The organism is Mesorhizobium sp. M0500, assembly GCF_040321165.1.
Taxonomy (GTDB): domain Bacteria; phylum Pseudomonadota; class Alphaproteobacteria; order Rhizobiales; family Rhizobiaceae; genus Mesorhizobium.
Genome location: NZ_JAMYRB010000001.1, coordinates 154,572 through 179,915 on the forward strand (window position 1 = coordinate 154,572; position 25,344 = coordinate 179,915).

Genomic DNA, 25,344 nt, shown 5'->3' on the forward strand with positions numbered 1-25,344 from the left:
ATCGAGCGCGTCCTCGTCATAAGGGATGCCTCCCAACTCTCGGGGTGCGCCGAGGCTAGACTTCGCCTGGAAAAGGCGACGACGCGCATCATCGACTATGGCGGCGGCGACCTCACGCAAGAACCCTTTCACGTGAGGATCGTGCTTGCAGATGGCGTCGCCGCCTACGTCGGATCGGCCAACCTGCTCAGGCGCTCGAAGGTAGCAAACCCGAGTGCGGAATGTTATCGAGGGTCCGGCTGTTCATGCCGTCACAGTGCTCATCGATGCGGTTGCCAACATGCGGAAGCAATCTCCACGAGGTGCTGACCACGAAACGGTATCATGGAATTATTGCCAATGCCGTCATGGCGAGAGTGTTAGCGCAATCGCTGTCACCGGAAGCGCGCGCTTATGTGCCGTGCTGGAATGCACATGAAGAATCCGCGTCCGCGCGGCCTCGTCGATTTCCTTGCCTTCGAGGAAATCGTCGATCTGTTCATACGTGACGCCGTGGGCATCTTCGTCAGGACGAAGCGGGACAAGGTTCTCCAGGTCGGCGGTCGGGATCTTGTCGACGAGTTCGGGCGGAGCGCCCAGATGCGCGGCCAAGGCTCGCACCCTGCGTTTGTTTAGCCCCGAAAGAGGAAGGATATCGGCGGCGCCGTCGCCGAACTTGGTGAAGAAGCCCATCAGTGCCTCGGCCGCATGGTCGGTGCCGATGACCAGTCCTCGGCTGGCGCCGGCGAGCGCGAACTGGGCAATCATGCGCTGACGCGCCTTGATGTTGCCAAGCAAGAAATCCTCGCGGCCTGCGTCGCCGAACTCGACACCAGCCCGCTTGATCGAATCTAGCATTGCGTCGGCAGCCGGCTTGATGTCGACCCGATGCACTTCGTCCGCCCCTATGGTGTCCAAAGCCCGCTGGGCGTCGCTCTCGTCGGCCTGGTTGCCATACGGGAGCCGAACGGCCAGGAATTTGGCGTCGTATCCAGCCGATCGCAGTTCTTCGACGGCTCGTTGAGCCAGAAGGGCCGCGGCGAGTGAATCCACCCCGCCGCTGATCCCCAGCACATAGGTGCTGAGGCCCGATGCACGCAGATACGTGCCGAGAAAGTCGATACGCCGGCGTGCTTCCAGCGCGACGTCAACACTGGGAGCGACACCCAACGCGTTGATAATCATTTCCTGTTCGGTCATTGGCAGTGGGTGCTCCTGATATCACAGCAATGACGGGTTCGATGGGTTGTAGCCTGGGTAAGATATCGGGTTCGACAAGCAATTCAATGCAGCGCGCGAGGCCCGGTTGCCTGCGGATCAATCCAGCGCGCTCAAGGGCGAGCACCATCTGATGGACTGAAGGTGCGGTGACGCCGAAGAAGCGCAACGGCACCGCAAACCTGTTCGTCTCCTCGACGCGCATCGTTCCTGGCGTGAGGTCAAGGTCGCCGAACGGCGCGCAGCACAAGACTTTGCCCACTGCATGCGCGACCTCGTCGATATTCATTACCCCAGGCCGAACGCGTCAGGGTGGTGCTCGACAATCTATCAACCCACACGCCCGCCGCGCCCTATCAGGCCCTGCCGCCATCAGAGGTGCGACGCATCCTGCGACGGCTGGAGTTCCACTACACGCCCAAGCACGCCAGCTGGCTCAACATGGTCGAGATCGAAATCGGCGTTCTGCGCGGCCAGTGCCTCGATCGTCGCATCGACAGCTACGATCGCCTCGTCACAGAGACCGCTGCCTGGGAGCACCTGCGAAACAAAACTAGCGCCCGCCGCAACTGGATGTTCTCAACCGAACAGGCGCGCCTCAAATTGGCCAAGGCCTATCCAAAGCCAACCGCCAAAGAGTCATAATCCATGTGCAGAGATACTAGTTGCCGGCGGGCATGGTCAGTGCAGCAGGTTTGCTCCGCGTGCCTTGACGATGTTTCGCATGATGCCGTTAAGCCAGTCCTCGGTGGAGGAACCGGATCGTCTCCTGTCGATCTCGCCGATCGCCTGCTCGAGCGTCCGCTCGACCAGCCGGTCGGAAGCGTCAACGTCTCCCAGCAGCAGACGCGCTGCGAGCCTGAGCTTAGGCAGCAGGGAAAATACGTCGTCTGACGGCTCGGTCGCCAGATTTCCGCTTGATGCTTTGGGCTCGGAGGGGAAGAGAGCATCGAAAACAGCCTGGCCGTCCGAGGATTTTCTGAGGCTGCTGGCATACCGAAGGCGCTCAGGAATAACGATGTCTTCGTCGCCGCTGAAAAACACGAACGGCACGCCGCGGCGCATCAGTTCGTCCGCGATCGGGAATACCCGTCTTCCGTTGAGATTGACGTCCAGGATTGCGGCTTCCGCCTCATCGGTATGCTTCGACGCCTGTTCGACCGTCGCCACGGGGCCAAGCACGACGGCGCCCATCTTGCTGAAATAACGTGCAAGATCGCCCGCCAGCATCCATTCGTCCTCGACGATCAGGATATGCAAGCCTTGCAGGTCGCGCACCTCTTTGTTCCTTCTTTCTGCGGGAGTCACGGCTGTCGGCGCGGACTTGTACAAAATGACGGGACAAAGCCTCTTGCAACCGTTCCGCGCGCGCGAGCAGACGAGGCGGGATTTCTTCGGATACCGGGACCTTGGCCAGATCCGGCGAACGTAACGAGATTTGTTTTGCCGGCTTTATCTCAGGTGGTCGTTTTGCCATTGGAACCGCCTCGAAAACCGGATGTTAATGCCCACCGGCGGTGCTTTGTTCCGTTCGAGGACTATTTACTGGCCTGAGGCTCGGTCCGGTCCTAAAGCACGTCGCGTTTTGCCGGCCTCATGCGACGCGCTTTAGGCTGTTGTTTTTATTCATCTCGTTATCGCAAAACCGCTGCACACTTTTGCGCGACATGCATTAGTCTGAGGTCCGATTTGGCGGTTTCGCAGCCGCGGCTGTTACCGAGGCGTGGCATGGTGTTCCAGAACGGAAGATTTCCCATTGTCGGCGTCGGCGCATCGGCCGGCGGCATTCCCGCGATGGAGGGCCTGTTCAAAGGACTGACCGGCGGCACCGGCATGGCGTTCGTCGTCGTCACTAATCTGAGCCCAGAGCGCGAAAGCCTGCTGCATGACGTTATCGCACGTTACACCGGCATGCCGGTCATCGTCGCCGAGGAGGGCATGGCGGTCCAACCCGACCAAGTCTATGTGATGCCGCAAAACGTCGTCCTCACCATCCGTAAGGGCGCGCTTTCGCTGCGCCGGCCGAACACGCTTAACCGCGAGCGCAAACCGATCGACATCTTCTTCCGTGCACTGGCCGAGGACCAAGGGGAGTACGCCATAGGCATCATCCTGTCGGGGGGCGATTCGGACGGCACGCTGGGCGCCCGGGCGATCAAGGAACATGGCGGACTGACGATTGCCCAAGCCTCCAACGGTTCCGGCGCGCGCAACCCGGACATGCCGCAAAGCGCGATTTCGAGCGGCCTGATCGATATCGCAGCGCCCGCCGAGGAGATCGGCGCAAAGCTTCAGGCGTTTGGCCGCGGCTTCAATGTGCTGAACGGGCTGGCCGAGGGGGGTGGCGAGCACAAGGCTGACATGGGTCGGGCCGCCGATGAAATCGACCCCACTCTGCGCGGCCATTCCGGTCACGACTTTTCCAGCTATAAGACGAAGACGTTCTCCGCCAATGAAGAGGCGCAGTCGACTAATGAGGAGCTTGAGGCCTCGAAGGAGGAGAAGCAGTCGCTCAACGAAGAGCTCAGCACCATCAACGCAGAGCTGACCAGCAAGATTGAGGAGCTCGACCGCGCCAACAGCGATCTCAGAAACCTGTTCGAAAGCACAGAGATCGCAACCATATTCCTCGACCGCAACCTTGTGGTGCGGACCTTTACCCCCGCTGCATCGGCCTTCTTCAATCTGCGCCCATCCGATGTCGGACGGCCGCTGACCGACCTTTCAAGCCAGCTCGACTATCCCGAGCTGAGGCCTCACATCGAGGCAGTGCTCGAGACGGGAGAGATCCTGAACCATCACCTTGCGCGCGACGACAAGGGCCGGTTCTACCTGGTTCGCATCAACCCGTACCGGGACAAGAGCGGCAGCATCCAGGGCGTCGTCGTGACCCTGATCGACGTGACGACGCTGGCGCAGGCGGAAGAGCGTCAGCAGGTGCTCATCTCCGAGCTGAACCATCGCGTCAAGAACATGCTGGCGGTCGTGGCCAGCATCACCAACCGGACCCGTGAAAACTCGGCATCGAAAGAGGAGTTCGCCGAAGCCTTGATCGGGCGCCTGCATGCCATGTCACGAGCCTATAGTCTGCTCTCGCGCGAGAGCTGGACGGAAGCCTCCGTCGAGGAACTGCTGCGTCAGGAACTCGATCCCTTCGGCCCCGAACGGTTTGAGCTCGATGGCAAGAGGGTAAATCTCAAGCCGGCACAAGGGCTTTCCTTCGGCATGGCCATCCACGAACTGGCGACGAATGCCGCCAAGTATGGCGCACTGTCGAGGCCTGCCGGGCGGATAGTTGTCAAATGGTCGGTGGCCGACGGAACCTTCAAGCTCGTCTGGCGCGAGAAGGGCGGCCCCCGCATCAAGGAGCCAACCGACAGCGGCTTCGGCCTTACCCTTCTACGCGGAGAAATCGGCTATAGGCTGGGCGGAAAAGTTGAAACAAGTTTCCGCTCAAATGGTTTGGAGGCGGAAATCGCATTTCCTCTGACCCGCGAGGGCTCGTCGTGACCGGAAAGGTGCGTGTGCTGATCGTCGAGGATGAATGGCTGATCGCCGACGATGCGGCGGCTTACCTGCGCAAAGCCGGCCATCAGGTGGTTGGACCTGTTTCGTCGGTGACGGCGGCACTCCGGCTCGTTGGCGAAGGCGGCGTCGACGCGGCGTTACTGGATATCCAGTTGAACGACGAAACCAGCTATCCGATTGCGGAAGCGTTGCGGACGCGTGGTGTTCCGTTCGCCTTCCTCTCAGGCTTTGGCGAACGCGAAATTCCGGCCGGGTTCCGCGCTTGCAGGATCGTGCAGAAGCCGGCGAGCCAGAGTGCGATCCTGAATGCCGTGGATGAACTCGCGCGAGCCGGCTGAGGTCGCGATTTGAAAGTCGCGCCAGGTCACATCGGCGTGGTGCGTGCCTGCCGCGAACGACGAACGCCTATGGCAATATCCGCACCGGTACCGATTTGACCGCCGGAACATGAGCCTTCTCGGCTCTGTGCCACAAAGGAACCAGCGGGTTGAGCTCGGGGTAGTAACCGGCGCAATTTCCCTCCGGCACCGAGTAAGGTGTAACGCGCAGCCCGTGCACGCGGCGCTCCACACCGTCCTGCGCATTGGCTTCGAGATCGACTTCCTGTCCGGCGCTCAAACCGAGGCGCTGGATATCCTTCTCGTTCATCAACAGCACCATGCGTGTGCCGCTGATGCCGCGCAGCCGGTCGTTGTAGCCGTAGACGGTCGTGTTGAACTGGTCGTTGGAGCGCACCGTGATCAGTGTCAGCACATCACGGCCGGCGACATCGATGTCGGGATCGGTTTCAAGGCCACTTGGCAGCTTGAAGTTGGCCTTCTTGTTCGGCGTCTCCCACACCCGCTTGCTCGCCTTGATGTCGCGATGGAAGCCGCCGGGCGTCAGGAAACGCTCGTTGAAGTCGCGGAAATGTTGGGGGTAGCAGCGCTCGATTTCGTCGCGGATGCGGGAATAATCCCCAACCCACTCGTCCCATGGGATCGAACTTCTGCCCGGCACTGTCGCCTTGGCAAGCTCGGCAACGATCCTGGGCTCGGAAAGCAGATGCGGCGAAGCCGGAGGTCGCGATCCGAACGAGCCGTGGATACAGGCGGTGGAATCCTCTACCGACACCCTTTGGTCGCCGCTTGCCTGATGATCTCTTTCCAGCCGTGACAGGCAAGGCAGCAAATAGGTTGTCCGCCCGGCGATCAGGTGGCTGCGGTTGAGTTTGGTCGCGATCTCGACATGCAGGTCGAGCCCACGCCAGGCCTTTTCGACCAGGCCGGTTTCCGGAACGGCCCGCACGAAATTGCCGCCCAGTCCGACGAAGCCCTTGACCGATCCGTCGATGACGCCTTCGCAGGTTTCGACCGTATCGCGACCTTTCTCGCGCGGCGGTTCAAAGGCATAGAATTCGGCGAACTTGTCGAGCGGGACGAGCTCGGGTTTTTCCGATATGCCGACGGTGCGCTGCCCCTGGACATTGGAATGCCCGCGCAGCGGCGAAATGCCGGCGCCGGCTTTTCCGATATTGCCGCGCAGCATCAAAAGGTTGCACAGCATCTGGACGTTCTCGGTGCCGTGCCGATGCTGGGTCAGGCCCATGCCGTAATTGCCGATCACCGCGTTGGCATGGCTGTAGACCTCGGCGACATGTTCCAGGTCGGTCTGCGCAATGCCGGATCGCGCGACGATATCGCTCCACTGGGTTTTGCGCAGGAAGGCTTCGAACTCGGCGAAGCCATGCGTGTGCTCGGCGATGAAAGCCGTGTCGAGGACACGCGTCCTGCCGCTTTCGCGGGCGGCATCGTCGAGCGCCTGCAACGCTTTGGCGATGCCCGTTATCGCGGCAATGTCGCCGCCGGAACGAACCTGGAAGAAGTCGCTGGACATTTTGGTGCCAGGCCCGGGCGACAGCATGTCGACAGGGTTTTGCGGGTTCTTGAAGCGTTTCAGTCCCCGCTCGGGCAAGGGATTGAAGGTGAAGACGGGCACGTTGCGTTGACGTGCCTCTTGCAGCGGATGCAGCAGGCGCGGCGCCGTCACCCCGGTGTTGTGCCCGAAGAAGAACATCATGTCGCATTTCGCAAAGTCTTCGAGCTGCACGGTCCCGACCGGCGAGCCGATCGATTCCGGCAAGCCGACCGAGGTCGATTCATGACACATGTTGGACGAATCGGGCAGGTTCGAAGACCCATAGATTCGCGCAAAAAGCTGGTACATGAACGAGGCCTCGAGCGAGGCCCGGCCAGACGTGTAGAACACTACCGATTTGGGATCGAGCCGCCGCAATTCGGCAGCTATGTCGCGGAACGCATCGTCCCAGGAGACCGGCTCGTAACGGTCGGTGGCGGCACTGTAGCGCATGGGCTCTGTTAGCCTGCCCTGTTTCTCCAGATCGTGGTCCGGCCAATCGAGCAGTTCCGTCACCGAATGCTCGGCGAAGAAAGCGGGTTCGCAGCGCAGCTTGGTCTGGTCCCACATCGTCGCCTTGGCGCCGTTTTCACAGAATTCGAAAGGCCTCGGCTGGGCTGGCTTTGCCCATGAGCAAGACACGCACATATAGCCGTCGGCCTTGTTCTGCTTGAGCAGCGTGCTCCATATCCCTGACAACAGCAGGCCTTCGCCTCGCGCCTTGCGGACCAAGGATCTCAGCGATCCCCAGCCGCCTGTCGGGTGGTCGTATTTCTTGGTTTCGATGCGATCGGTTACGGCGGGTCTCATGCAAGCCACTCCCTGTGGAAGAGCACTCATACGAACCCGCGGTGAGGCTGAATGTTCCGGGCTGGGTCCGTACCGTCACGCCGTCCGTCTAACCGGAACCATTTCCGCCATCGTTTGTTCGGCTCGAAGAAAGGAGCCGCGCGAAATGGAGCGACGTAATGCGTTAATTGCGATGGTGATTTCGGCCATCATCATCGTCGGCCTTCTCATAGGCTTTTTGTACGGCGATATGGGCTGGCAGACTTCGCCGCTCAAAAGAGCCCCTGAACAGAACCAGGGTGGCAATGCTCCGGCCGATACCTCGCCTGCCGCCGGCATCAAGAAGAACCCCAAGGAAAATACCGAAATGCCAGGCCAGCAATGACGTAGGGCCAGCAATGAAATTCAGCAGCAAGGCAATGCCACGAACTGAAACGGGTTCCTGTTTTTGCGGCGCCATAACGGCGGAGATGCGCGGCGAGCCTTTCTGGATTTGCTCCGATCACGATGACGACTGCCGCAAGGCGATAGGAAGCCCGCTAACGGTGTGGGTCGGTTATCGGCCCTCTGAATTCACCTTGCTCACCGGCACGCCGAAGACCTTTTCGAAAACCCCAGGCGTGCTTCGGTCCTTCTGTGCGGATTGCGGAACATCGATCGGCTATGTCGACCAGGGCCTGCCCGACGAACTCTATTTGGCGATCGGCTTCCTCGATCATCCCGAACGGTTTCCGCCGCAGGCCCACGCATATTGGGACATGAGGCTTCCATGGGTCGACTTTCCAGACGAGCTGCCGCGGGTGGGGACGTATTCGAGGCGGCGCGATCCGGCCTTCGGAAATCCGGCGGAACGCTAGCTTTCGATCCCTTCAGTGGTTGGGAAACGTGCCTTTCGCGACTTGGTATGAAAACGACAATTGGCGCACGGCTGAAAACGCGCGATCATATGCCAATGGGCCGCCGTTTGGATGACAAGCTCGATTGCAAGGCGTGCGGGACGATCCTGATGGAGATTCCCGACAACCCGAAGGATTCGACGCCGATCCATTGCAGCAATTGCGGCGCCTATCTCGGCGAATGGGGCGATCTGCAGGAGGATTTCTTCAGGCAGGCGTTCGGTGCCCAGGCCTTCGATCTGAACAACGGAAACATCATCAAGAAATAATCCTGGATCCCGCCGGCCCCAAGCCACGGCCTGTGGACCCGGCTCGTTGCGGCAATCACCGTTAGTATCGGACCCTCGGGAACCTTTCTCCCGAGCCGCTTGTTTGGGTGGCGGAAGGAGAAACGCCATGAGCACAAAACCTCCGCCTGTGCCGCCGAAGAATCTGAGCCCAAAAGGCGCCGGTGACAAAAAATCGGTAGCAGCCGACCAGGCGCCGCAATCTGCCGTTCCGGATCCCGACAAGCAGGGCCAGCAAGGCAATACGAAGGTCAATACCACCCATCAAGGCAACGTCCAGGATCGCTAGGTCATGTCCACGTCGAAGAAGACTCCTGCCAGCATCCGCCAGGGCGGTCCCGGCGCCGCGCACGAAAACGCCAAGAAGCCGCTGAGCATCGAAAAGCCGCCGGCCGACTCCGACCGTCGCAGCCACAGCAAGGTCTCCGGCGGCGGCGGCGAACGCGACAGCCACCATACCCACGACCCCGAAAAGAAAGGCGACACTCGGCCCGCGCATCAGGACAAGTGAAGTCGGGCGGCGATGCGACGATCGGTGAGGTTCGAGCGAAGTGTCAGCGGGGACGGCGCGCCAAGGCAAACGGCACGACGTTGTCGACATTTACTACCGGGACCACCGGCAAGTCGAACAGCATCGGAAGCCCCCGCGTCGCGGCCATTTCCACGATCAGCTCCTCGATCGAGTGATCGGTCAGACGGGTCTCGACGCCCAGCCGGATCATCGCCGCCAGCTTGTGCACCGGCACCGGCACGGACTTCGCCCGGTCGTCGAGCAGCTTGCTGATTTCGATCACGACGTCGGCGTCGATATTCCTGGGCAAGTCTCGCATAAGCGCCTCCCCGCCAAACGAAACGAAAAGCCCGCCGCACCTTTCGATACGGCGGGCGATCCAGTAATGCGTACCGGCGAGGGGATCGGGGTGGGCGTGCCGGCGCGCGCAGATCGCAAGTAATTTTAGTTAAATCCGTCAACTTCGATGTGTCACGGAAAAACGTCTGTACGTTTTTTACCGAACCGCGCGGATCGTTAGCTGTCCCCGCCGTCGCGCGGCGCGGCAGCACGGATGGCGCGATCCATTGCCCTCCGGACAGCGAACTCAAACAGTATACATTATAAACTTAAAACATCTTGCCAGGTGATCCAGCCTATGCTCCACTTGAGCCGGGAACATGGCTGATAGGTCGATTTCTGCCGACACGTGGCTGCATTTCAAACGGCACGACTGCGAGAACACAGCCTCAAACGATATACGAAATCTTCGCATGGGAAGGCGTGGATGACGGAAACGATAGAGCTCAAACGGGTTGGCGATGGCAATCTGCGTGCCCAGGTCTATCAACAAATCCGGCTGACGATACAGCATGGCGAATTGGCGCCTGGCCAGAAGCTCGTCGACGTCGATATTGCCGCCCAGCTCGGCATTTCCAGAATGCCTGTCCGCGACGCCTTGATGCAGTTGGTGCATGAGGGCTATCTCGTCGGCACCACACGCGGCTTCACCCTGCCCACGCTTACCGCGACGGATGTCGCCGACATCTTCGAGGTCCGCCGCCTGCTTGAGCCACGGGCCGCCGCGCACGCCGCACGGACACTTGACGCCGCTGGCCTCAAGACCCTGGCAGCCGCGCTTCGGGAGGCCGAGGCTGCGGCCGCCGCCGGCGATGCCGACCGCTTTTTCCAGGCCAATTCGGCATTCAGGAATTGTTGGCTCGGCGCCGTCGAGAACGAGCGCCTTTCCCAAACGATTGCAAGGTTCGCCGACCACGTGCTCGTCGTCCGCTTAAGGACGCTGTCGCACCAGCCGACGCAGGCCGTTATCGTTGCCGGCATGCGCGCAATCTATGAGGCATTCGTCAAGCGCGACGCCGTCGCCGCTTACGACCGCATGACCCACTTCATTCAGAACGCCGAGGAGCGTTTCATGAAGCTTAGCCCACCGTTTCAAGACTCCAACGGTGAAGGTGAGGGCATGTCGCGGCAGGGGAAAGCATGATCAGGAAGCAGCACCCGCTGAAAGGGCCGAACAGGTTCAAGCTCGGCGTCTTTTCCATGAACGCCGATGGCGGCCTGGCAATGACCACCGTTCTCGAGCGCTGGCATGCCCGCTGGGAAGACAACCTCAACTCCGCCTGCATCGCCGATCGCGCCGGCCTCGAGTTTCTGCTGCCGATCGCCCGCTGGCGCGGCTTCGGCGGTTTGACGCATGTGCGGGAATGGTCGTTCGAGACTTTCACCTGGGCGGCGGGCCTTGCTGTCGCCACGGAAAACATCGGCCTGTTCATGACGGTGCATGTGCCGCTGGTTCATCCGCTGCAGGCTGCAAAAGCGCTGGCGACGGTCGACCACATCTCCAATGGGCGGGCCGGCTTGAACATTGTCTGCGGCTGGAACCCCGACGAGTTCGCCATGTTCGGGCAGACGGTCGGCGATCGAACCTACGATCAAGCCGAGGAATGGATCAACATCATCGTGCGTGCCTATCAATCGAGGGAGCCGTTCGATTTCGGCGGCGAGTTCTATGATCTGAAGGGGGTCGTCAGCCGCCCGCCAAGTCTGCAGGCGCCACGACCGGTGACCATGAACGCCGCCTTCGGCGCGCCAGGGCGCAACTATGCAGCGCGCCACTGCGACTATTTGTTTTCGACTTTTTCCGAAATCGCCGACGGCCGTGCGCATGTGGTCGACATCACCAACCGAGCGGCCGAAGTCGGACGCGAAGTCGGCGTCTATACGGTCTGTCACGTCGTCTGCCGGGAGACCCAGCAGGAAGCCGAGGACTACTACCGGCATTACGCGCTGGAATGCGCGGACGAGGGTGCGGTCGACGAGCACATGCGCAAGAAGAAGGAATTCGCGAACTCGCACGACGCGAAGGCTTTCACCGAATATCGGCAAAGGTTCGCCGGCGGTGCCGGAACGTTCCCGCTCATCGGCACGCCGGAAAAGATCGTCGACGATCTCACTGAGATCATGGACCAGGGCTATTCCGGCGCCGCCCTTACATTCGTCAACTACACCTACGAATTGCCCTTCTTCTGCGACCGCGTGCTGCCGCTGATGCGCCAGGCCGGGCTTCGAGTCAATTGATGCCGGCGGCCGCCATTCCGACCCCGTGGGTGGATGGGCACGACGCCATCAATCCGCGCGCCTTCAAGCAGGCGATGCGGGCCGTGGCGGGCTCCGTCGCCATCCTCGCGTCGGAGCATGACGAGATCGGCTTTTGCGGCATCACGGCGACGGCCCTCTGTTCGTTCAGCGCCGAGCCGCCGTCGCTGCTGGCCTGCGTCAACCGCGGCAGCACCTTTGCCTCGGCCATCCGCGAAGGATTGCCGTTTTCGGTCAATCTTCCCGCCGGCGACCAGGAGAACGCTGTCCGTGCCTTTGGCGGCATGACCAAAGCCAAGGGCGCCGCGCGGTTCTCGTCCGGATCATGGGTGCGTGGCGAAACCGGCGCGCCTCTGCTTGTCGGGGCACGGGCAATATTCGAATGCCGGGTGGCCGAAATCATCGTGCGGGCATCGCACATGATCGTCATCGGCATCGTCTCGGGCGTTGCGCTGGACCGCGCTCATCGATCGCCGGTCTTCTACGCGCATGGGCGGTTCCTGACAGTAGGAGATGATGCCAACTAACCGCCGTTCACGTGGCGGCGCGGCGATTGCAATTTCAGATCGGCCCGATCATGGGCCGGATCATGGGCGAACTATCAGAGGGAGTACGGCAATGCGCATTTGGAAATCCCTTGTTCTGGCTGCACTCATGTCGGGTGTAGCGGGTATCGCCACGGCCGAAGAGGTCGTCCTCAACGCCGTGCATTTTACGCCGACGCAGAACGGCTACGCCCAGAGCTTCCTGAAGTTCGTTCAGAAGGTGAACGAAAAGGGCAAGGGCGTGGTCCAGATCAACGTGCGTGGCGGGCCGGAGGTCATTCCGCCGATCCAGCAGGGCGCGGCGCTCAGGAGCGGCCTGATCGACGTGATCGACACACCGGCAGGGCAGTTCCTCGAACTCGTGCCCGAAGGCGAGGTTTTCTCCGCATCGACGAAGACGCCGTGGGAGGTCCGCGACAATGGCGGCTGGGATTTCATCAGCGGGATTTTCGAGAAGAAGGCCAATGCCCATCTGCTGGCGCATGTCGACGCGGGCTCGGGCTTCAACGTCTTCACCGTCGACGAACCTAAGCTCAACGATGAAGGCAGCATCGAGTGGAGCAGTTTGAAGATCCGCTCGTCGCCGCTCTACCGCGATTTCCTTGAATCCTTGGGCGCAACGGTGATCGTGCAAGCGCCGGGAGACGTCTACACTTCGCTCGAGCGCGGCGTCGTCAATGCCAACGCCTATACCGTATTTGGCTATGCGTCCTTCGGCTGGGACAAATTCACAAAATACCGTGTCGACCCGCAGTTCTTCAAAACCGACGTGCTGATCTCGATCAACAAGGCGAAATGGGACACGCTGTCACCCGAGGCGCAGAAGCTGCTTGCCGACGCGGCCGTCGAATACGAGCGCGTGAGCTATGACGCCAATCTCGCCGAGTCCGAAAAGCAGGCACAGGCAATGATCGGCGGCGGGCAGAAGGTGATCAGCTTGACCGGCGCCGGCCGCGACAAATTCCTGGCGGCTGCCACGCAGGCAAGCTGGGCGAGAATGACCAAACGCGATCCCACCAACATCGATCAGTTGAAGAAATTCTTCCAGTAGCCCGAGCCGAGGGTGCCTTGTGCGCCCTCCATCAAAGCTGGACCAAGGGGCAAAGGTGGACGTGAGGGTCGTCGGGCATGGACGGATTGTTTGCAGCGATCGGGAAGCTGAGCCTTGCGTTGGCGGCGGCGGCAAAAGTGGTGCTTGGCCTGATCATCGTCGCGGTGGTTGCTGATGTGTGCGTCCGCAATCTGGGCCTGAGGCCGCTTGCCTGGGCAGTATCGGCGACGGAATACGGTCTGCTCTATGCGGCATTTCTGCCGATGCCCTGGCTGGTCCACAGCAAGGGCCATGTCTTCGTCGAGTTCCTGCGCCAGGCGCTGCCGGTGCGGGCACGGGCGGTGCTTGAAAAGCTGGTCTATCTCGCCTGCATTGCCGTCAGCCTCTACCTTGGCAGCGTCGCTCTGTCTTCGCTGACAAGTGCTGTGGCGGGCGGCGAATACGAAACGCGCAGTTTCGATATGCCGAAATGGCTGGTCTTTCTGCCCATCATGCTCGCCTTCTATCTCTCGGCGCTGGAATGGCTCAGATATCTGCTCGGCCGTGACACGCTGTACACGCTCGATCCGCTGGAAATGGAAGGGCTCTGACCGGTGGCCTGGCTGTTTCCATTCGCCGTGCTCGTCGGCACCATCCTAGTGTTGATGGGGCTTGGGCTGCCGGTCGCCTTCGCGTTCTTCGTCACCAATGTGATCGGGCTGTACCTGTTCTTCGGCGGTTCGATCGGCGTGACGCAGATGGTCGCCAACTTCTCCGACGCTGTCTCGACCTATGCGCTTGCTCCGCTGCCGATGTTTCTCGTCATGGGCAGCCTGTTTTTCCGCTCCGGCCTCGGCGAGAAGGTCATCTACGCGCTCGACCTGTGCATCGGCAATCTGCGCGGACGCCTCGCTTATGTCGTCCTCGCCGCCGGCACGATCTTTTCCGCGCTGTCAGGTTCCAGCCTCGCCAATACCGGCATGATGGGCTCGCTGATGGTGCCCGAGATGCTGAAGCGAGGCTACAAGCCTCATATGGCCTACGGCCCGGTGCTTGGCGCCGGAAGCCTTGCCGTCATCATCCCGCCATCCTCGCTGGCCGTCTTGCTCGGCTCGCTTGCCCAGATCGACGTCGGCGCGCTGCTCATAGCGGGGGCTCTGCCTGGACTGCTGCTCGTTGTCATGTACGCGGCCCTGATCTTCGCGCAGACGAAGATCGATCCGGACGCCGCTCCGCACTATCCGGTACCCGCCGTTCCCGCGGCCGAGAAGGTGAGGGCGGTCGCCGTCAACATCATTCCGATGAGCGTCATCGTGTTCATGGTGGTCGGCACGATCATCCTTGGGATAGCGACGCCGACGGAATCGGCCGGACTCGGCTGTGCCGCCGTCTTCGCCTTGTTGTTTGTCTACCGACGGTTCAGCTGGTCGGTTGTCTGGAAGTCGCTGGACGATGCGATGAAGGTCACCGGCATGACCTTCCTGATCATCTCGGCTTCGACGACGTTCTCGCAGATATTCGCCTTCTCCGGCGCCTCCAACGGCTTTATCCAGTTCATCGTCGGCTACGATCTTGGACCGTATCCCATGCTGCTCATGATGGTGCTCGTCATCCTGTTGCTCGGCATGTTCATGGATCAGGTCTCGATGATGCTGATCACGCTGCCGATCTTCCTGCCGATCGCCCAGCAATTCGGCTACGAGCCGGTATGGTTCGGGCTGATCCTGCTGCTCGCCTACGAGGTCGGCTTCACCACGCCGCCGTTTGGTCTGCTGCTGTTCATCATGATCGGCGTTGCGCCGAAAGGCACATCGCTCAAGACGGTTGCCATGGCTGCGGCGCCTTACATCGCGCTGACGCTTCTGCTGATCCTGCTGATTGTCCTCTTTCCGCAGATCGCTCTCTTTCTTCCGAATTTGATCTAGTCGAACTCGATCCAGCAGGTGTCCACATGCGCTTTGCCTATCTTGCTTTCTTCCATGATGACCGCGAGGCAAATTTGGCCATCGCCGGCGAAGATGTTGACGCCGTGCGGCGTGTGATTGCTTCAACGCCGGGCCTTGCGCTTGCAAACATCTATCTACCCGAAGTGGCGACGGACATGTTCAACAACGATGGTCCACCGCCGGTCTTTGGCTTCCAGCTCTATTTCGACGAACTGGCGGACATGGAGGCGGCGCTGGCGCCGTCCGGCCATCTGCAGACGCTTGCCGCACCTGGTATGCTGTCGAGCATCGCCGGTTCGAGGCCGACGCAACAGGCAATGTGCGTGCGTCCGTTTCCCGTCGACGACGCTGGCGTCAAGACATCCGGGCTCCCCTGCAGCTATCTTGTCCACTATCCCGGGCCGGCCGAAGACATGAATGCCTGGCTCTACCACTATGTGACGCATCATCCGCAATTGATGCGGGGCTTCCCCGGTATTCGCCACATCGAGGTTCTGTCGCGACTGGATTGGTGCGGTTCGCTTCCCTGGCCGCGGGTCGACCATATGCAGCGCAATCGGGTCATGTTCGACAGTCCCGCGGCATTGACGCACGCGCTGCAATCGCCGGCGCGGCTGGAGATGCGCGCCGACTACAAGACCTTCCCGCCGTTTTCAGGCGGCAGCCGGCATTTCCCGATGTCGACGGAAGCCATGCCTCCTTTGTCGCGGACCACCGCAACCTAGCGCGAACAGTTTTCGCCGACGCCGAAAATTTCTGGAGATTTCATGTACGACTTTCGCAAGAAATGTGTCTCTCTCGATCGCCTCATCGGTACCTTCTGTGCCATCCCGCACCCTGTGGCGGTCGAAGTGGCCGCCGCCAGCGGGGTCGATTTCCTGTGCATCGACTGGGAGCATTCGCAGATCGGCCGCGAACGGCTCGAGGATCTGATCCGCGCCGCCGATGTCCACAGGATTCCCGCGATGGTGCGCGTTCCCGGCCACACGCCGGAGTGGATGGCGGCCGCGCTCGACGCCGGCGCGTCGGGTGTCCTGGTACCCCGCGTCTCCACGGCCGAGCAAGCGCGCATGGCGGTCATGGCCTGCCGGTACCCGCCGGTCGGCGCCCGCGGTGTCGGCCCGGGCCGCGCCGCCGGTTATGGCTACAGGATTCCGGACTACCTCAAATCGGCCAACGAGGTCCTGACGGTCGCCATCCAGGTCGAGACGGCCGAAGGGCTCGCCAACATCGACGACATCGTCCAGGTCGACGGCGTCGACGTGGTCTTCATTGGCCCCGGCGACCTGTCGGTCTCGATCGACGCGATGGGGCCGGCCGGCCAGGACAAGCTCAATGCCGCGATTATGAGGATCGCGGCCGCGGCGCGCACGGCGCGCAAGGCCGTCGGCATCTTTCGCCCTTCGGCGGATGATGTCGGCAAATGGTCGCGGCACGGCATCAGCTTCTACATGCTGGCCAGCGATACGATGTTTCTCGGGGCCGGCCTTGCCGCCGGCGTCGCCTCGGCGCGCAGCGCCTCATAGCAAGAGTTTGCCATGAAGATCATCAAGACCGACGGCGTGTTGTCAGTCGAGGAAGAGCAGCTGCGCTACCTCGACGGCTTGAGCGCCGAGTTTGTCGAAAAGACGCTGCTCACGGAAGATGCCCTGATCGAACACTGCCGCGACGCCGACGCATTGATGGTATTGCGGGAGCCGATCACGGCTCGCGTTTTGGCGGAACTGAAGAGGCTCAAGGTCATCGGGCGGTTCGGCGTAGGGCTCGATTCGATCGACGTCGAGGCCGCCAGCCGTGCCGGTGTTCAGGTAACCTACGTGCCGGACGCCAATCTGGTTGAAGTCAGCACCCACGCCATAGCCCTGATCCTGGCCTTGACGCGCAGGCTGAAACAGTTCGACAGCGCGGTGCGCGCCGGCCGCTGGGCTGCAATGACCGACGGCGCCGGCATCACGCGGCCCGACAGGCAGATCCTCGGCCTGATCGGCTTCGGCCAGATCGGGCGGCTGACTGCCGAGCGGGCGCGGGTCTTCGGCTACCACATCATCGCCTACGACCCGCATATGCCGGCCGAGCGCATCGCGGCCAGTGGTGCCGAACCGGTCGGCTTCGACGATCTGCTGGCCAGGGCCGATATCGTCTCGCTGCACGTTCCAGCGACACCGGAGACCAGAAACATCATGTCGGCGCAAGCCCTGTCGCGGATGAAGGAAGGGGCGATACTCATCAACGTGGCCCGCGGCGGCCTGGTCGACGAGGTCGCATTGGCGGACGCGATCCGGCGCAGCCATCTGGCAGGCGCCGGCATCGACACGTTCGAGCGGGAGCCGCCTTCGCCCGACAATCCGCTGCTGGCGCTGGACACCGTCCTGGTCAGTCCACACGCGGCGCACTACTCGACCCAGTCTTACGCGGAGGTTCGCAACAAGGTGTTTGCCGATGTCGCATCGGTCCTGCGCGGCGGCAAGCCGGTATATCCGGTCAACCGGATATGACCAATTCCCGATGTCTGCACCACCTCTATCCGCCTGCTCCGCGGAACCCAAGTCCTGCAAGTCGGCGTTCGCAGGGCGATAAGGGGCAGCGCAACCTGTCGCGGTTGTCCGGTTTGCCACATTTTGTTCTTGCTTTGTGCCGGCAGCTATGCTACTAATTTGCGTATGGTGCTGATTCGCACCGAGGACCCGCCGCAAGGCGGTTTTTTTGTCTTTAGGTTTCAGCGCCATCCGTCGAGGCTCTGCTCGGCTTGTCGCGACGCTCGACGATGTAGATGTGATCGGCGACCAGCACCACGTCGCCATGCTGGTTGATCACCTCGCAGCGCTCGACGACCCGGCCTGAATCGGGTCGCTTCGGGTCGTCTTCCCTAGCCGAGATGGTGGTGCGGGTCCTGATCGTATCGCCGATGAACACCGGCTTGATGAAGCGCAGCCGGTCGTAGCCATAGGAGAAGGCAACCGGGTTGACGACGCTGGCCGTCAGCCCGACGCCGACCGAAAACACCAGCGTGCCGTGGGCGATGCGCTGGCCGAACGGCGTCGTCTTCATGAACTCGGCGTCCATGTGGTGGGGAAAGAAATCGCCGGTATGGCCGGCATGGACGACGAAATCGGTCTCGGTGATGGTGCGCCCGCTGGTCATGCGCGACGAGCCGATCCGGTAGTCCTCGAAATAGACAGTCTGCTCCATGTCAGGGCCTCGCCGCGATCGGTGTTGCCGGCGCCGCGCTCGATCGGTAGGCGGCTTCGACCAGCGCCATCGTGTTCCAGCCGTCTTCGACGGAACTGACAAGCTCGGCGTCCTCGCCCGACGCGTAGCGCTGGACATTGGCCATGCGGCCGGCAAAGGCGTCCGGAAACCATGCGCCGACGAGTGGAACCGCAACCCAGTCCGTGCCGCCTTTGGGGTAGATTTCGAGAATGTCCGGCTCGCCGCGCGGATAGTCGAGGTTGACGCCCAGTTTGAGGTAAGCGGCGCCTTCGGTGCCGCAGATGCGGAATTCGCAGGCCTGATGTTTTCGACCGAATTTGTGATCGTGATTGATCGACAGTGCACAGCGCACGGTGTCGCCATAGTCGAGGATCGCGCTGGTGCGCGTTTGCGCAACCTTATGGCCGGGGTGGCCGAGTGTCTTGGCATGAACCCCCTTGGGGTCGCCGAGCAATTGCCGGATCAGGTCGAGATAATGGATGGAATGCATGGTGATCTCGACGCGCGGCGCCTGCAACAGGAATTCCCAGAGCTGCCAGGGTGTCGCCAGCGCCAGCCATGCGTCGAAATCGACCACGTCGCCGAGCCAGCCCTTGGCGATCGCATCCCTGAGCGCCAGCATCATCGGCGCGAAGCGCAGCTGGAAATTCACCGCCGCCTTCAGGCCTTTGGAGCGGCAGATTTCGAGGATGTCGGTCGCCTCGATGAGATTGCTGCCCATCGGCTTCTGGATCAGCGCCACCGCACCATCGGGCAGCGCCCTGAGCACCCCGGCATGATAGGCCGGCGGCGTCGCCAGATCGAAGACGGCGTCCTTGATTGACGCAGCTTCCTCGACCGACCGGTAAGCGGTGACGCCCCATTTCTGCGCCAGTCTTTCCGCCTTGGCCAGGTCGGGGTCGAAAAGCCCGGCAACCGGGAAACCGGCTTTCCCATAGGCCGGGAAATGCGCATCGCCGACGATCGAGCCGGCGCCGAAGATCACGATCGGCCTGGGCTTTGACGGCTGTGCCCAGGCCTGGGAGAGCGAGGCAGGATCGAAAATGTCATCAGTCATAATGGAAGACTTCGTCCATCGACGCCCACCACTCGCCCTCCTTGCGGGTCGGCAGCGGCTCCTGGCACGGCATGCAGAGCGCCCACCATTCCTGCGTCGTGGGATCGGCGGCCATCTTCGCCAAGTCGGCGGCATAGTCGGTGCCGTGGTACTCGAAGGTGCTGAACAAAAGGTGCTCCGGCTCCCTCAGATAAATCGAATAATTCTTGATGTTGCAGGCGGAAATCATCTTGAGGACGTCCGGCCACACAGCAGCGTGAAGCCGCACATACTCGGCGACTTTCTCCGGCTTGAGGCCGAGCACCATTCCCATTCGCTGCATGTCCGCCTCCTATTTTTCTATCGCCATGGTGAATTCCGCGATGCTCTTCGCCTTGATCGCATCCCAGTCCCAGTCGATGCCGATGCCGGGTTCGTCCGGTGCCAATGCGTGCCCGTCCTCGATACGCATTTTCTTGCCGGTCAGCTGGTCGAGCTGGGGAATATACTCGACATATCTGCCGTTCTGAACGGCGCATGTCAGGCTGACATGCAGTTCCATCAGGAAATGCGGGCAGACCGGTATGTCGAACGCCTCGGCTGCATGCGCCACCTTCAGCCACGGCGTGATGCCGCCGATGCGGCCGACATCGACCTGCACGATCGAGCACGCGCCCTTCTGCATATATTCGCGGAAATGCCGGATCGAGTAGAGCGACTCGCCGACGGCGATCGGCGTCGACGTCGCATTCGACAGGCGGATATGGCCGTCTATGTCGTCGGCCGGCAACGGTTCCTCGATCCAGGCGAGATCGAGTTCACGCAAGCGCTCGGCCCGGCGGACTGCCTCGTCGACCGAGAAGCCCTGGTTGCAGTCGGTCATGATTTCGTAGGAGTCTCCAACCGCCCGGCGCACCGCCGTCAGCCGGACAAGATCCTCGGAGCCGTGCGGCTTGCCGATCTTGACCTTCGAGCCGCGAAAGCCCTTGCCCTTGGCGGCCAGCGCATCCGCGACCAGCGCCTCGGTTTCGATATGCAGCCAACCGCCTTCGGTCGTGTAGAGCGGGCAGCGGTCCTTGGCGCCGCCGGCCAGCTTCCACAGCGGCAGCCTCTGTTTCTTGGCCCGCAGGTCCCAAAGGGCAGTGTCGATGGCCGCCAGCGCGATTGCCGTGATCGCGCCGATCGTCGTGGCATGGGTGGCGAACTCCAGCTCGTGCCAGATCGCCTCGATCATGTCGGCATCGCGGCCGATCAGCCGCGGCGCAAGGTGGTCGGCCAGCAGCCGCATCACCGAAGAGCCGCCCGTGCCGATCGTATAGCTGTAGCCGGTGCCGACCGCGCCGTCGGCGTCGGTGATGGTGACGATCGGTGTTTCCTGGCTGACAAAACTCTGGATGGCATCGGTGCGCTTGACCTTCGGCACCAGGTCGACCATCCGCAGTTCGATTTTCTCGATCTTTGCCATGATTTTAACCTCGCAATGTCCTGCCTGTTTCGGCGGAAAACAGATGGGCCTGCGACAGGTCCAGGCTCATCTTGACCCGGTCGCCGGCTTTCAGCGGCTTTGGATTGAGCATCCGCGATACCCAGTCGCTGCCGTTGAATTCGGCGAACACCAGCGTCTCGTTGCCGAGCGGCTCGGTGACGGTCACCGGCAACTCCACCTGGTGGACGTCGACGTCTTCGCCGGAGCTGATGCCATGCCCGGTCGGATAGATGTCGTCGGGCCTGAGGCCGAACACGACTTTGTCGCCGGTTCCGACATTGGCCTTGAACTGGCTGGGCAGAGGCAATCTCTCGCCGCTGGCGAACAGCAACTGTCCGTCGTCGACAACCGCCTCATGCAGGTTCATCGGCGGCGAGCCGATGAAGCCGGCGACGAAGCGTGTCTGCGGCCGGCGGAAGACCTCGTCGGGTGTGCCGACCTGCTCGATGAAACCGTCACGCATGATGACGATACGGTCCGCCAATGTCATCGCTTCGACCTGGTCATGGGTGACGTAGATCACCGTCGACCGGACCTTGGCATGCAGTTTCTTGATCTCGGTGCGCATCTGCGTCCGAAGCTTGGCGTCGAGATTGGAAAGCGGCTCGTCGAACAGGAAGACGTCGGGATCGCGCACGATGGCGCGGCCCATGGCGACGCGCTGGCGCTGTCCGCCGGACAGCTGCGACGGCCGGCGGTCGAGCAATTGGTCGAGGCCGAGAATGCCGGACGCTTCGGCGACGCGACGGTCCATTTCTTCCTTCGCGGCGCCGGCTATCTTGAGCGAGAAGCCGAGGTTTTCGCGCACGGTCATATGCGGGTAGAGCGCGTAGGACTGGAACACCATCGAGATGTTGCGCGAGCGCGGCGGCAGGTCGTTGACCATGCGGCCGCCGATCTCGATGACGCCGTCGCTGATCGCCTCGAGGCCGGCGATCATGCGCAGGGTTGTCGACTTGCCGCAACCGGACGGCCCGACCAGCGCGATGAACTCGCGGTCGGCGACCTCGAGGTCGATGCCGTGCACCACCGCCACCGGGCCGTAGCTTTTGGTGAGGTTCTTGAGCGATACGGTTGCCATGTCAGCCTTTCACCGCGCCGGAAGTGAGGCCGCCGACGAGGTGTTTCTGGACGATGAAGGTAAGCGTGAGCGCCGGTATGACCATGACCACGGCGAGCGCGCACATGCCGCGCCAGTCGATGGTGAATTCGGCCGTATAGTCGAGCAGGCCGACCGGCAGGGTCTTGGAGTTGATCGAGCGCGTCAGCTGCGAGGCGAGCGCGAACTCGTTCCAGGAGGTGAGGAAGGCAAAGATGCCGGCCGAGGCGATGCCGGGCCCGGCGAGTGGAAACTCGACCTGCCAGAAGGCCTGCCAGCGCGTGCAGCCGTCGATCTGCGCGGCTTCGGCGAGATCTTTCGGCACCTGGCGGAAAAAGCCGTCGATCAGCCAGACGGTGAACGGCACGTTGAGCGCGACATAGACCAGGATCAGCCCGAAATGCGTGTCGATGATGCCGAGCCGCGCAAAGACGAAGAACAGCGGCAGCGACAGCGCGATGCCGGGCACCGTGCGCGTCAGCATCAGGCCGAGGAACATCGCCGACTTGGCGCGAAAGCGGTAGCGCGCAAAGGCGTAGCCGCCGGCCATGCCGATGACGATGGCAATCACCGTCGAGGTCACCGAGATGATCAGCGAATTGCGGAAGTAGTCGAGCACCGGAATGCCGCCCTGGCCGACGCCGCTGAACATGGCGATGTAAGCGTCGAGCGAGAGTTGCTGCGGGATCCACACCGGCGGCTTGGCCATGATTTCGACGGTCGGCCGCAGCGACGACAGCACGATCCAGATGCCGGGCAGGCAGATGACCAGCATGGCCAGGAACAGCCCGATGCCGTGAACGATTCCGAGCGCTTTGTTGCCGACGCGATGCAGGCTGTTCTGGTCCATGCTCACCACTCCGCCGCGATCTGCGTGCGCGCTGCGGCGAGCTTGCGGTAGAAATAGACGGTGAACAGGATCGACAGCAGGATCGAGAAATAGGCCATGGCATTGGCCATTCCCATCCTGGCATCGCTGTAGGCGGTGCGGGCGACCAGCGTCCAGACCAGTTCGGTGCGGCCGGCGGGGCCGCCGTCGGTCATGATCTTGACGATGTCATAGGCGCGCGCGACGTCGAGTGAGCGGATGGTCATGGCGATGAAGGCAAACGGCATGACGAACGGCCAGGTGACATAGCGGAATGTCTGCCACGGCGTGCAGCCGTCGACGCGGGCTGCCTCGACCGGTTCGCGCGGCATCGCCAGCAGCCCGGCCAGGATCAGGATCGCGAACACCGAGGTCGACGACCAGATCTCGGCGATCAGGATGGCGATGAAGGCGAGATTGCCGTCGATCAGCCACGGGATGGCGCGATCGGTCAGGCCGAGCCCCTGCAGGGCGTTGTTCACCAGGCCGATATTGTCATTGAACATGAATTTGAACTGGAAGCCGACGAGGATCGGCGAAAACATCATGGGGAACATCATGATGGTGCGCAGGATCCGCTGGCCGCGCGATGCCTTCTCCACCAGCAGCGCCAGCCCGAGCCCGATCAGCATTTCCAGGTTGAGCGCGACGGTCAGCAGCACCACGGTGCGGGCAAAGGCGACCCAGAAAGCGCGGCTGGTCAGGATGGTGACGTAGTTGCGCGCGCCGATGAAGACCCAGAACGTCTCCGGCCTGGTCAGCCGGAACGGCGTGAAGCTGGAATAGAGCGAAAGCAGCAGCGGCACCACCACCACCGCTGCCAGAACGATCACCGCCGGCAGCAGGAGCAGCAATGGCGGCGAAGGTCTCCAGCCTTTCATGGCGATCCGGTTCTGGTTGGTGCCCGGACACCGAAGGCCGCCATCGGCGAGCTGGGATCAAGACAAAGCGTGTTGCGCATGGTTCGTAAAAAGTTCGGGGACGCCGCTCTTCGCTGAGCGCGGCGCCCCCTTGGGAGAACGGTCAAAGCTTGCCGGCGTCCTCGAGGATTTGCGTGGCCTTGGCGGCAGCGTCGTCCAGCGCCTGCTTTGAGGTCTTGTCGCCAAGGATGGCGGCCTGCAATTCGGGATAGACGGCGTTGGAGATTTCGATCCATTCAGGTGTCTGCGGCACGGCAAAAGCGTGCTTTGCCTCTTCCTGGAAAGCCGCCAACACTTCCTTCTTGTAAGGATCATTGGCCGCCTGCTGGATGTCCCAGTCCCACACCGCCGTGCGGGTCGGCAGTGGGCCGCTTGCCGCCTCGAGCTTCTGGCTGTCCTCATTGGTCAGGAACCAGACCAGCGATGCCGCGGCGTCCTTGCTGGCGCAGTTTTCGGTGACCGAAAATCCGTGGTGCCCCGACCAGCCGGTGCGAATGCCGGCCGATCCCTTCGGCGCCACCTTCACGCCGACATTGCCGGCGACCTTCGACGACTTCGGATCGTTGAAGAAGCCTGCCCAGCCCGGCCAGTCGAGGTTGATGGCGACGGTGCCCGAGGCAAAGCCCTGGCCGAGATCGTCCCACAGATAGTTGGTGGTGCCGGCCGGCACCGCCTTGGCCTTGTAGAGATTGACGAACCAGTCGAGCGCGTGCACGCCGGCTTCCGAGTTGAAGGCCGGCTTGCCATCCTTGTCGAGGTATTCGCCGCCGTCGGCGATGAGCATCTCGTAAAAGCGGCCGTTGATCGCCTCTTCCTTGCCGGCGAACTGGGTACCATAGAAATCGGGCGGGCTGGCGAAGAATTCCGCCTGCTGGGCGACCTCGTCCCAGGTGTCGGGCGGTGTCAGTTCCTTGCCGTACTTGGCCTTGTAGGCGGCCTTCTTGGCTTCGTCCTGGTAGAGGCTCTTCTGGTAGTAGAGCGCCGACACGTCGAACTGCGCGCGCGGCAGCATCACCAGCTTGCCGTCGAGCGTCGAGGCCTTGATCGTCGACGGCACGAAGGCGTCGATCTCCTCCTTCGGCAGCAGCTTGTTTAGGTCGGTGTAGATATCAGGATATTGCGGCGCGAAGGACGAGTGGTTCGACCCGACGCACCAGTTGATGCTGCCGGAGGCGATGTCCGACTTGATTTCCTTGTCGAGCTCGAAGTGATTTTTCTTCGAGATCACGTTGACCTTGGCGCCGGTCAGTTTTTCCCATTCGCCGATGCGCGCGTACAGCCCTTCATATTGCTGGCCGCCGATCAGCTTGGCGTCGATGGTGACGCCGTCGAATTTGCCGGGCAGGTCGGCAGCAAGGGCACTCGCACCCAGTGCGAGCAGCGTTACGCCGGCCGACAGGCCGCAAAACAGTTTCGTCATTGGTATCCTCCCAAGAGTCTGCGTCGATCCATAGCGAGGGCTGATCGGCAGCTTCATTCATATACAAACAAAACATTTATAAGAT

The 25,344-nt window shown here is 61.9% G+C and carries 28 protein-coding genes and 1 pseudogene; 17 read left to right on the forward strand and 12 right to left on the reverse strand.

The annotated features are described in order from the left end of the window. Positions 1–345: 345 nt before the first annotated feature. Positions 346–1,179 (reverse strand): NAD(+) synthase, encoded by an 834-nt coding sequence (gene nadE, locus NKI70_RS00835; protein WP_352697968.1) that lies wholly within the window; start codon positions 1,177–1,179, stop codon positions 346–348. Positions 1,180–1,358: 179 nt separating this feature from the next. Here nadE and NKI70_RS00840 point away from each other — a divergent pair. Continuing rightward, positions 1,359–1,842: pseudogene (locus tag NKI70_RS00840) on the forward strand (transposase); the annotation flags it as partial. A 36-nt stretch (positions 1,843–1,878) separates the two neighbouring features. On the opposite strand, the gene NKI70_RS00845 reads toward NKI70_RS00840, so the two are convergent. Next, positions 1,879–2,475: a response regulator gene (locus tag NKI70_RS00845; RefSeq protein ID WP_036238319.1), complete on the reverse strand. Its 597-nt coding sequence runs from the start codon at positions 2,473–2,475 to the stop codon at positions 1,879–1,881. 450 nt (positions 2,476–2,925) lie between these two features. Between NKI70_RS00845 and NKI70_RS00850 the strand changes: the two genes are divergently transcribed. Together NKI70_RS00850 and NKI70_RS00855 are read left to right on the forward strand one after the other, a co-directional pair. Further along, positions 2,926–4,707 carry a chemotaxis protein CheB gene (locus NKI70_RS00850; protein WP_352723998.1) on the forward strand — a complete coding sequence of 594 codons (1,782 nt, stop codon included), beginning with the start codon at positions 2,926–2,928 and terminating at the stop codon, positions 4,705–4,707. Between the two features lie 14 nt (positions 4,708–4,721). Then, positions 4,722–5,063: a response regulator gene (locus NKI70_RS00855; protein ID WP_245274673.1), complete on the forward strand. Its 342-nt coding sequence runs from the start codon at positions 4,722–4,724 to the stop codon at positions 5,061–5,063. Positions 5,064–5,130: 67 nt separating this feature from the next. On the opposite strand, the gene NKI70_RS00860 is transcribed toward NKI70_RS00855, so the two are convergent. Further along, positions 5,131–7,431 carry an FdhF/YdeP family oxidoreductase gene (locus NKI70_RS00860; protein ID WP_352697964.1) on the reverse strand — a complete coding sequence of 767 codons (2,301 nt, stop codon included), beginning with the start codon at positions 7,429–7,431 and terminating at the stop codon, positions 5,131–5,133. A gap of 145 nt (positions 7,432–7,576) precedes the next feature. Between NKI70_RS00860 and NKI70_RS00865 the strand changes: the two genes are divergently transcribed. The 5 genes from NKI70_RS00865 (at position 7,577) to NKI70_RS00885 (ending at position 9,104) form a co-directional block, all read left to right on the forward strand. Then, positions 7,577–7,795: a hypothetical protein gene (locus NKI70_RS00865; RefSeq protein WP_023676110.1), complete on the forward strand. Its 219-nt coding sequence runs from the start codon at positions 7,577–7,579 to the stop codon at positions 7,793–7,795. Between the two features lie 34 nt (positions 7,796–7,829). Further along, positions 7,830–8,267 carry a GFA family protein gene (locus NKI70_RS00870; RefSeq protein ID WP_352575475.1) on the forward strand — a complete coding sequence of 146 codons (438 nt, stop codon included), beginning with the start codon at positions 7,830–7,832 and terminating at the stop codon, positions 8,265–8,267. Positions 8,268–8,416: 149 nt separating this feature from the next. After that, a complete protein-coding gene (locus NKI70_RS00875) occupies positions 8,417–8,575 on the forward strand; it encodes a hypothetical protein (protein ID WP_023676108.1) in 159 nt (52 codons plus the stop codon). A gap of 127 nt (positions 8,576–8,702) precedes the next feature. Then, positions 8,703–8,882, forward strand: a complete 180-nt coding sequence (locus NKI70_RS00880) for a hypothetical protein (protein ID WP_292657139.1) — start codon at positions 8,703–8,705, stop codon at positions 8,880–8,882. Positions 8,883–8,885: 3 nt separating this feature from the next. Next, on the forward strand, positions 8,886–9,104 hold the full coding sequence (locus NKI70_RS00885) for a hypothetical protein (protein ID WP_352575479.1): 219 nt from the start codon (positions 8,886–8,888) through the stop codon (positions 9,102–9,104). Between the two features lie 43 nt (positions 9,105–9,147). On the opposite strand, the gene NKI70_RS00890 is transcribed toward NKI70_RS00885, so the two are convergent. Continuing rightward, the gene (locus NKI70_RS00890; RefSeq protein ID WP_352634508.1) at positions 9,148–9,423 is read right to left on the reverse strand and encodes a hypothetical protein; all 276 of its coding nucleotides are present in this window, start codon (positions 9,421–9,423) and stop codon (positions 9,148–9,150) included. 447 nt (positions 9,424–9,870) lie between these two features. On the opposite strand from NKI70_RS00890, the gene NKI70_RS00895 reads away from it, so the two are divergent. The 9 genes from NKI70_RS00895 to NKI70_RS00935 all read left to right on the forward strand — a co-directional run bounded on the left by NKI70_RS00895 (position 9,871) and on the right by NKI70_RS00935 (position 17,715). Beyond that, positions 9,871–10,587, forward strand: a complete 717-nt coding sequence (locus tag NKI70_RS00895; protein ID WP_352569263.1) for a GntR family transcriptional regulator — start codon at positions 9,871–9,873, stop codon at positions 10,585–10,587. Beyond that, a complete protein-coding gene (locus NKI70_RS00900) occupies positions 10,587–11,681 on the forward strand; it encodes an LLM class flavin-dependent oxidoreductase (protein WP_023676103.1) in 1,095 nt (364 codons plus the stop codon). The genes NKI70_RS00895 and NKI70_RS00900 overlap by 1 nt, the downstream gene beginning before the upstream one ends. After that, complete coding sequence (locus NKI70_RS00905; protein WP_352697960.1) at positions 11,681–12,226, forward strand: flavin reductase family protein; 546 nt, start codon at positions 11,681–11,683, stop codon at positions 12,224–12,226. Before NKI70_RS00900 ends, NKI70_RS00905 begins: the two co-directional genes overlap by 1 nt. A 91-nt stretch (positions 12,227–12,317) precedes the next feature. Further along, positions 12,318–13,295 carry a TRAP transporter substrate-binding protein DctP gene (dctP, locus tag NKI70_RS00910; protein WP_352569265.1) on the forward strand — a complete coding sequence of 326 codons (978 nt, stop codon included), beginning with the start codon at positions 12,318–12,320 and terminating at the stop codon, positions 13,293–13,295. A 77-nt stretch (positions 13,296–13,372) separates the two neighbouring features. Further along, on the forward strand, positions 13,373–13,885 hold the full coding sequence (locus tag NKI70_RS00915; protein WP_352451558.1) for a TRAP transporter small permease: 513 nt from the start codon (positions 13,373–13,375) through the stop codon (positions 13,883–13,885). A gap of 3 nt (positions 13,886–13,888) precedes the next feature. Continuing rightward, the gene (locus NKI70_RS00920) at positions 13,889–15,199 is read left to right on the forward strand and encodes a TRAP transporter large permease (protein WP_023676099.1); all 1,311 of its coding nucleotides are present in this window, start codon (positions 13,889–13,891) and stop codon (positions 15,197–15,199) included. A 26-nt stretch (positions 15,200–15,225) separates the two neighbouring features. Further along, positions 15,226–15,945 (forward strand): hypothetical protein, encoded by a 720-nt coding sequence (locus tag NKI70_RS00925; RefSeq protein ID WP_023676098.1) that lies wholly within the window; start codon positions 15,226–15,228, stop codon positions 15,943–15,945. 42 nt (positions 15,946–15,987) lie between these two features. Next, on the forward strand, positions 15,988–16,746 hold the full coding sequence (locus NKI70_RS00930; protein ID WP_023676097.1) for an HpcH/HpaI aldolase family protein: 759 nt from the start codon (positions 15,988–15,990) through the stop codon (positions 16,744–16,746). A gap of 12 nt (positions 16,747–16,758) precedes the next feature. Next, positions 16,759–17,715 carry a C-terminal binding protein gene (locus NKI70_RS00935; RefSeq protein WP_023676096.1) on the forward strand — a complete coding sequence of 319 codons (957 nt, stop codon included), beginning with the start codon at positions 16,759–16,761 and terminating at the stop codon, positions 17,713–17,715. Positions 17,716–17,929: 214 nt separating this feature from the next. Here the strand turns inward: NKI70_RS00935 and NKI70_RS00940 are convergent, their stop codons facing one another. The 8 genes from NKI70_RS00940 to NKI70_RS00975 form a co-directional block, all read right to left on the reverse strand. After that, the gene (locus tag NKI70_RS00940; RefSeq protein ID WP_023676095.1) at positions 17,930–18,409 is read right to left on the reverse strand and encodes a MaoC/PaaZ C-terminal domain-containing protein; all 480 of its coding nucleotides are present in this window, start codon (positions 18,407–18,409) and stop codon (positions 17,930–17,932) included. A gap of 1 nt (position 18,410) precedes the next feature. Further along, positions 18,411–19,487 (reverse strand): Gfo/Idh/MocA family protein, encoded by a 1,077-nt coding sequence (locus NKI70_RS00945; protein WP_023676094.1) that lies wholly within the window; start codon positions 19,485–19,487, stop codon positions 18,411–18,413. Next, positions 19,480–19,809 carry an L-rhamnose mutarotase gene (locus NKI70_RS00950; protein ID WP_352697958.1) on the reverse strand — a complete coding sequence of 110 codons (330 nt, stop codon included), beginning with the start codon at positions 19,807–19,809 and terminating at the stop codon, positions 19,480–19,482. Before NKI70_RS00950 ends, NKI70_RS00945 begins: the two co-directional genes overlap by 8 nt. Positions 19,810–19,818: 9 nt before the next feature. Beyond that, a complete protein-coding gene (locus NKI70_RS00955) occupies positions 19,819–20,931 on the reverse strand; it encodes a mandelate racemase/muconate lactonizing enzyme family protein (RefSeq protein ID WP_023676092.1) in 1,113 nt (370 codons plus the stop codon). Between the two features lie 4 nt (positions 20,932–20,935). After that, a complete protein-coding gene (locus tag NKI70_RS00960) occupies positions 20,936–22,033 on the reverse strand; it encodes an ABC transporter ATP-binding protein (protein WP_352697956.1) in 1,098 nt (365 codons plus the stop codon). A gap of 1 nt (position 22,034) precedes the next feature. Beyond that, positions 22,035–22,901, reverse strand: coding sequence for a carbohydrate ABC transporter permease (locus tag NKI70_RS00965; RefSeq protein WP_352451567.1), 867 nt, complete (start codon positions 22,899–22,901; stop codon positions 22,035–22,037). Positions 22,902–22,903: 2 nt separating this feature from the next. Continuing rightward, on the reverse strand, positions 22,904–23,800 hold the full coding sequence (locus NKI70_RS00970) for a carbohydrate ABC transporter permease (RefSeq protein WP_352575504.1): 897 nt from the start codon (positions 23,798–23,800) through the stop codon (positions 22,904–22,906). A gap of 142 nt (positions 23,801–23,942) precedes the next feature. Next, on the reverse strand, positions 23,943–25,259 hold the full coding sequence (locus NKI70_RS00975; protein WP_352697954.1) for a type 2 periplasmic-binding domain-containing protein: 1,317 nt from the start codon (positions 25,257–25,259) through the stop codon (positions 23,943–23,945). Positions 25,260–25,344: the final 85 nt, after the last annotated feature.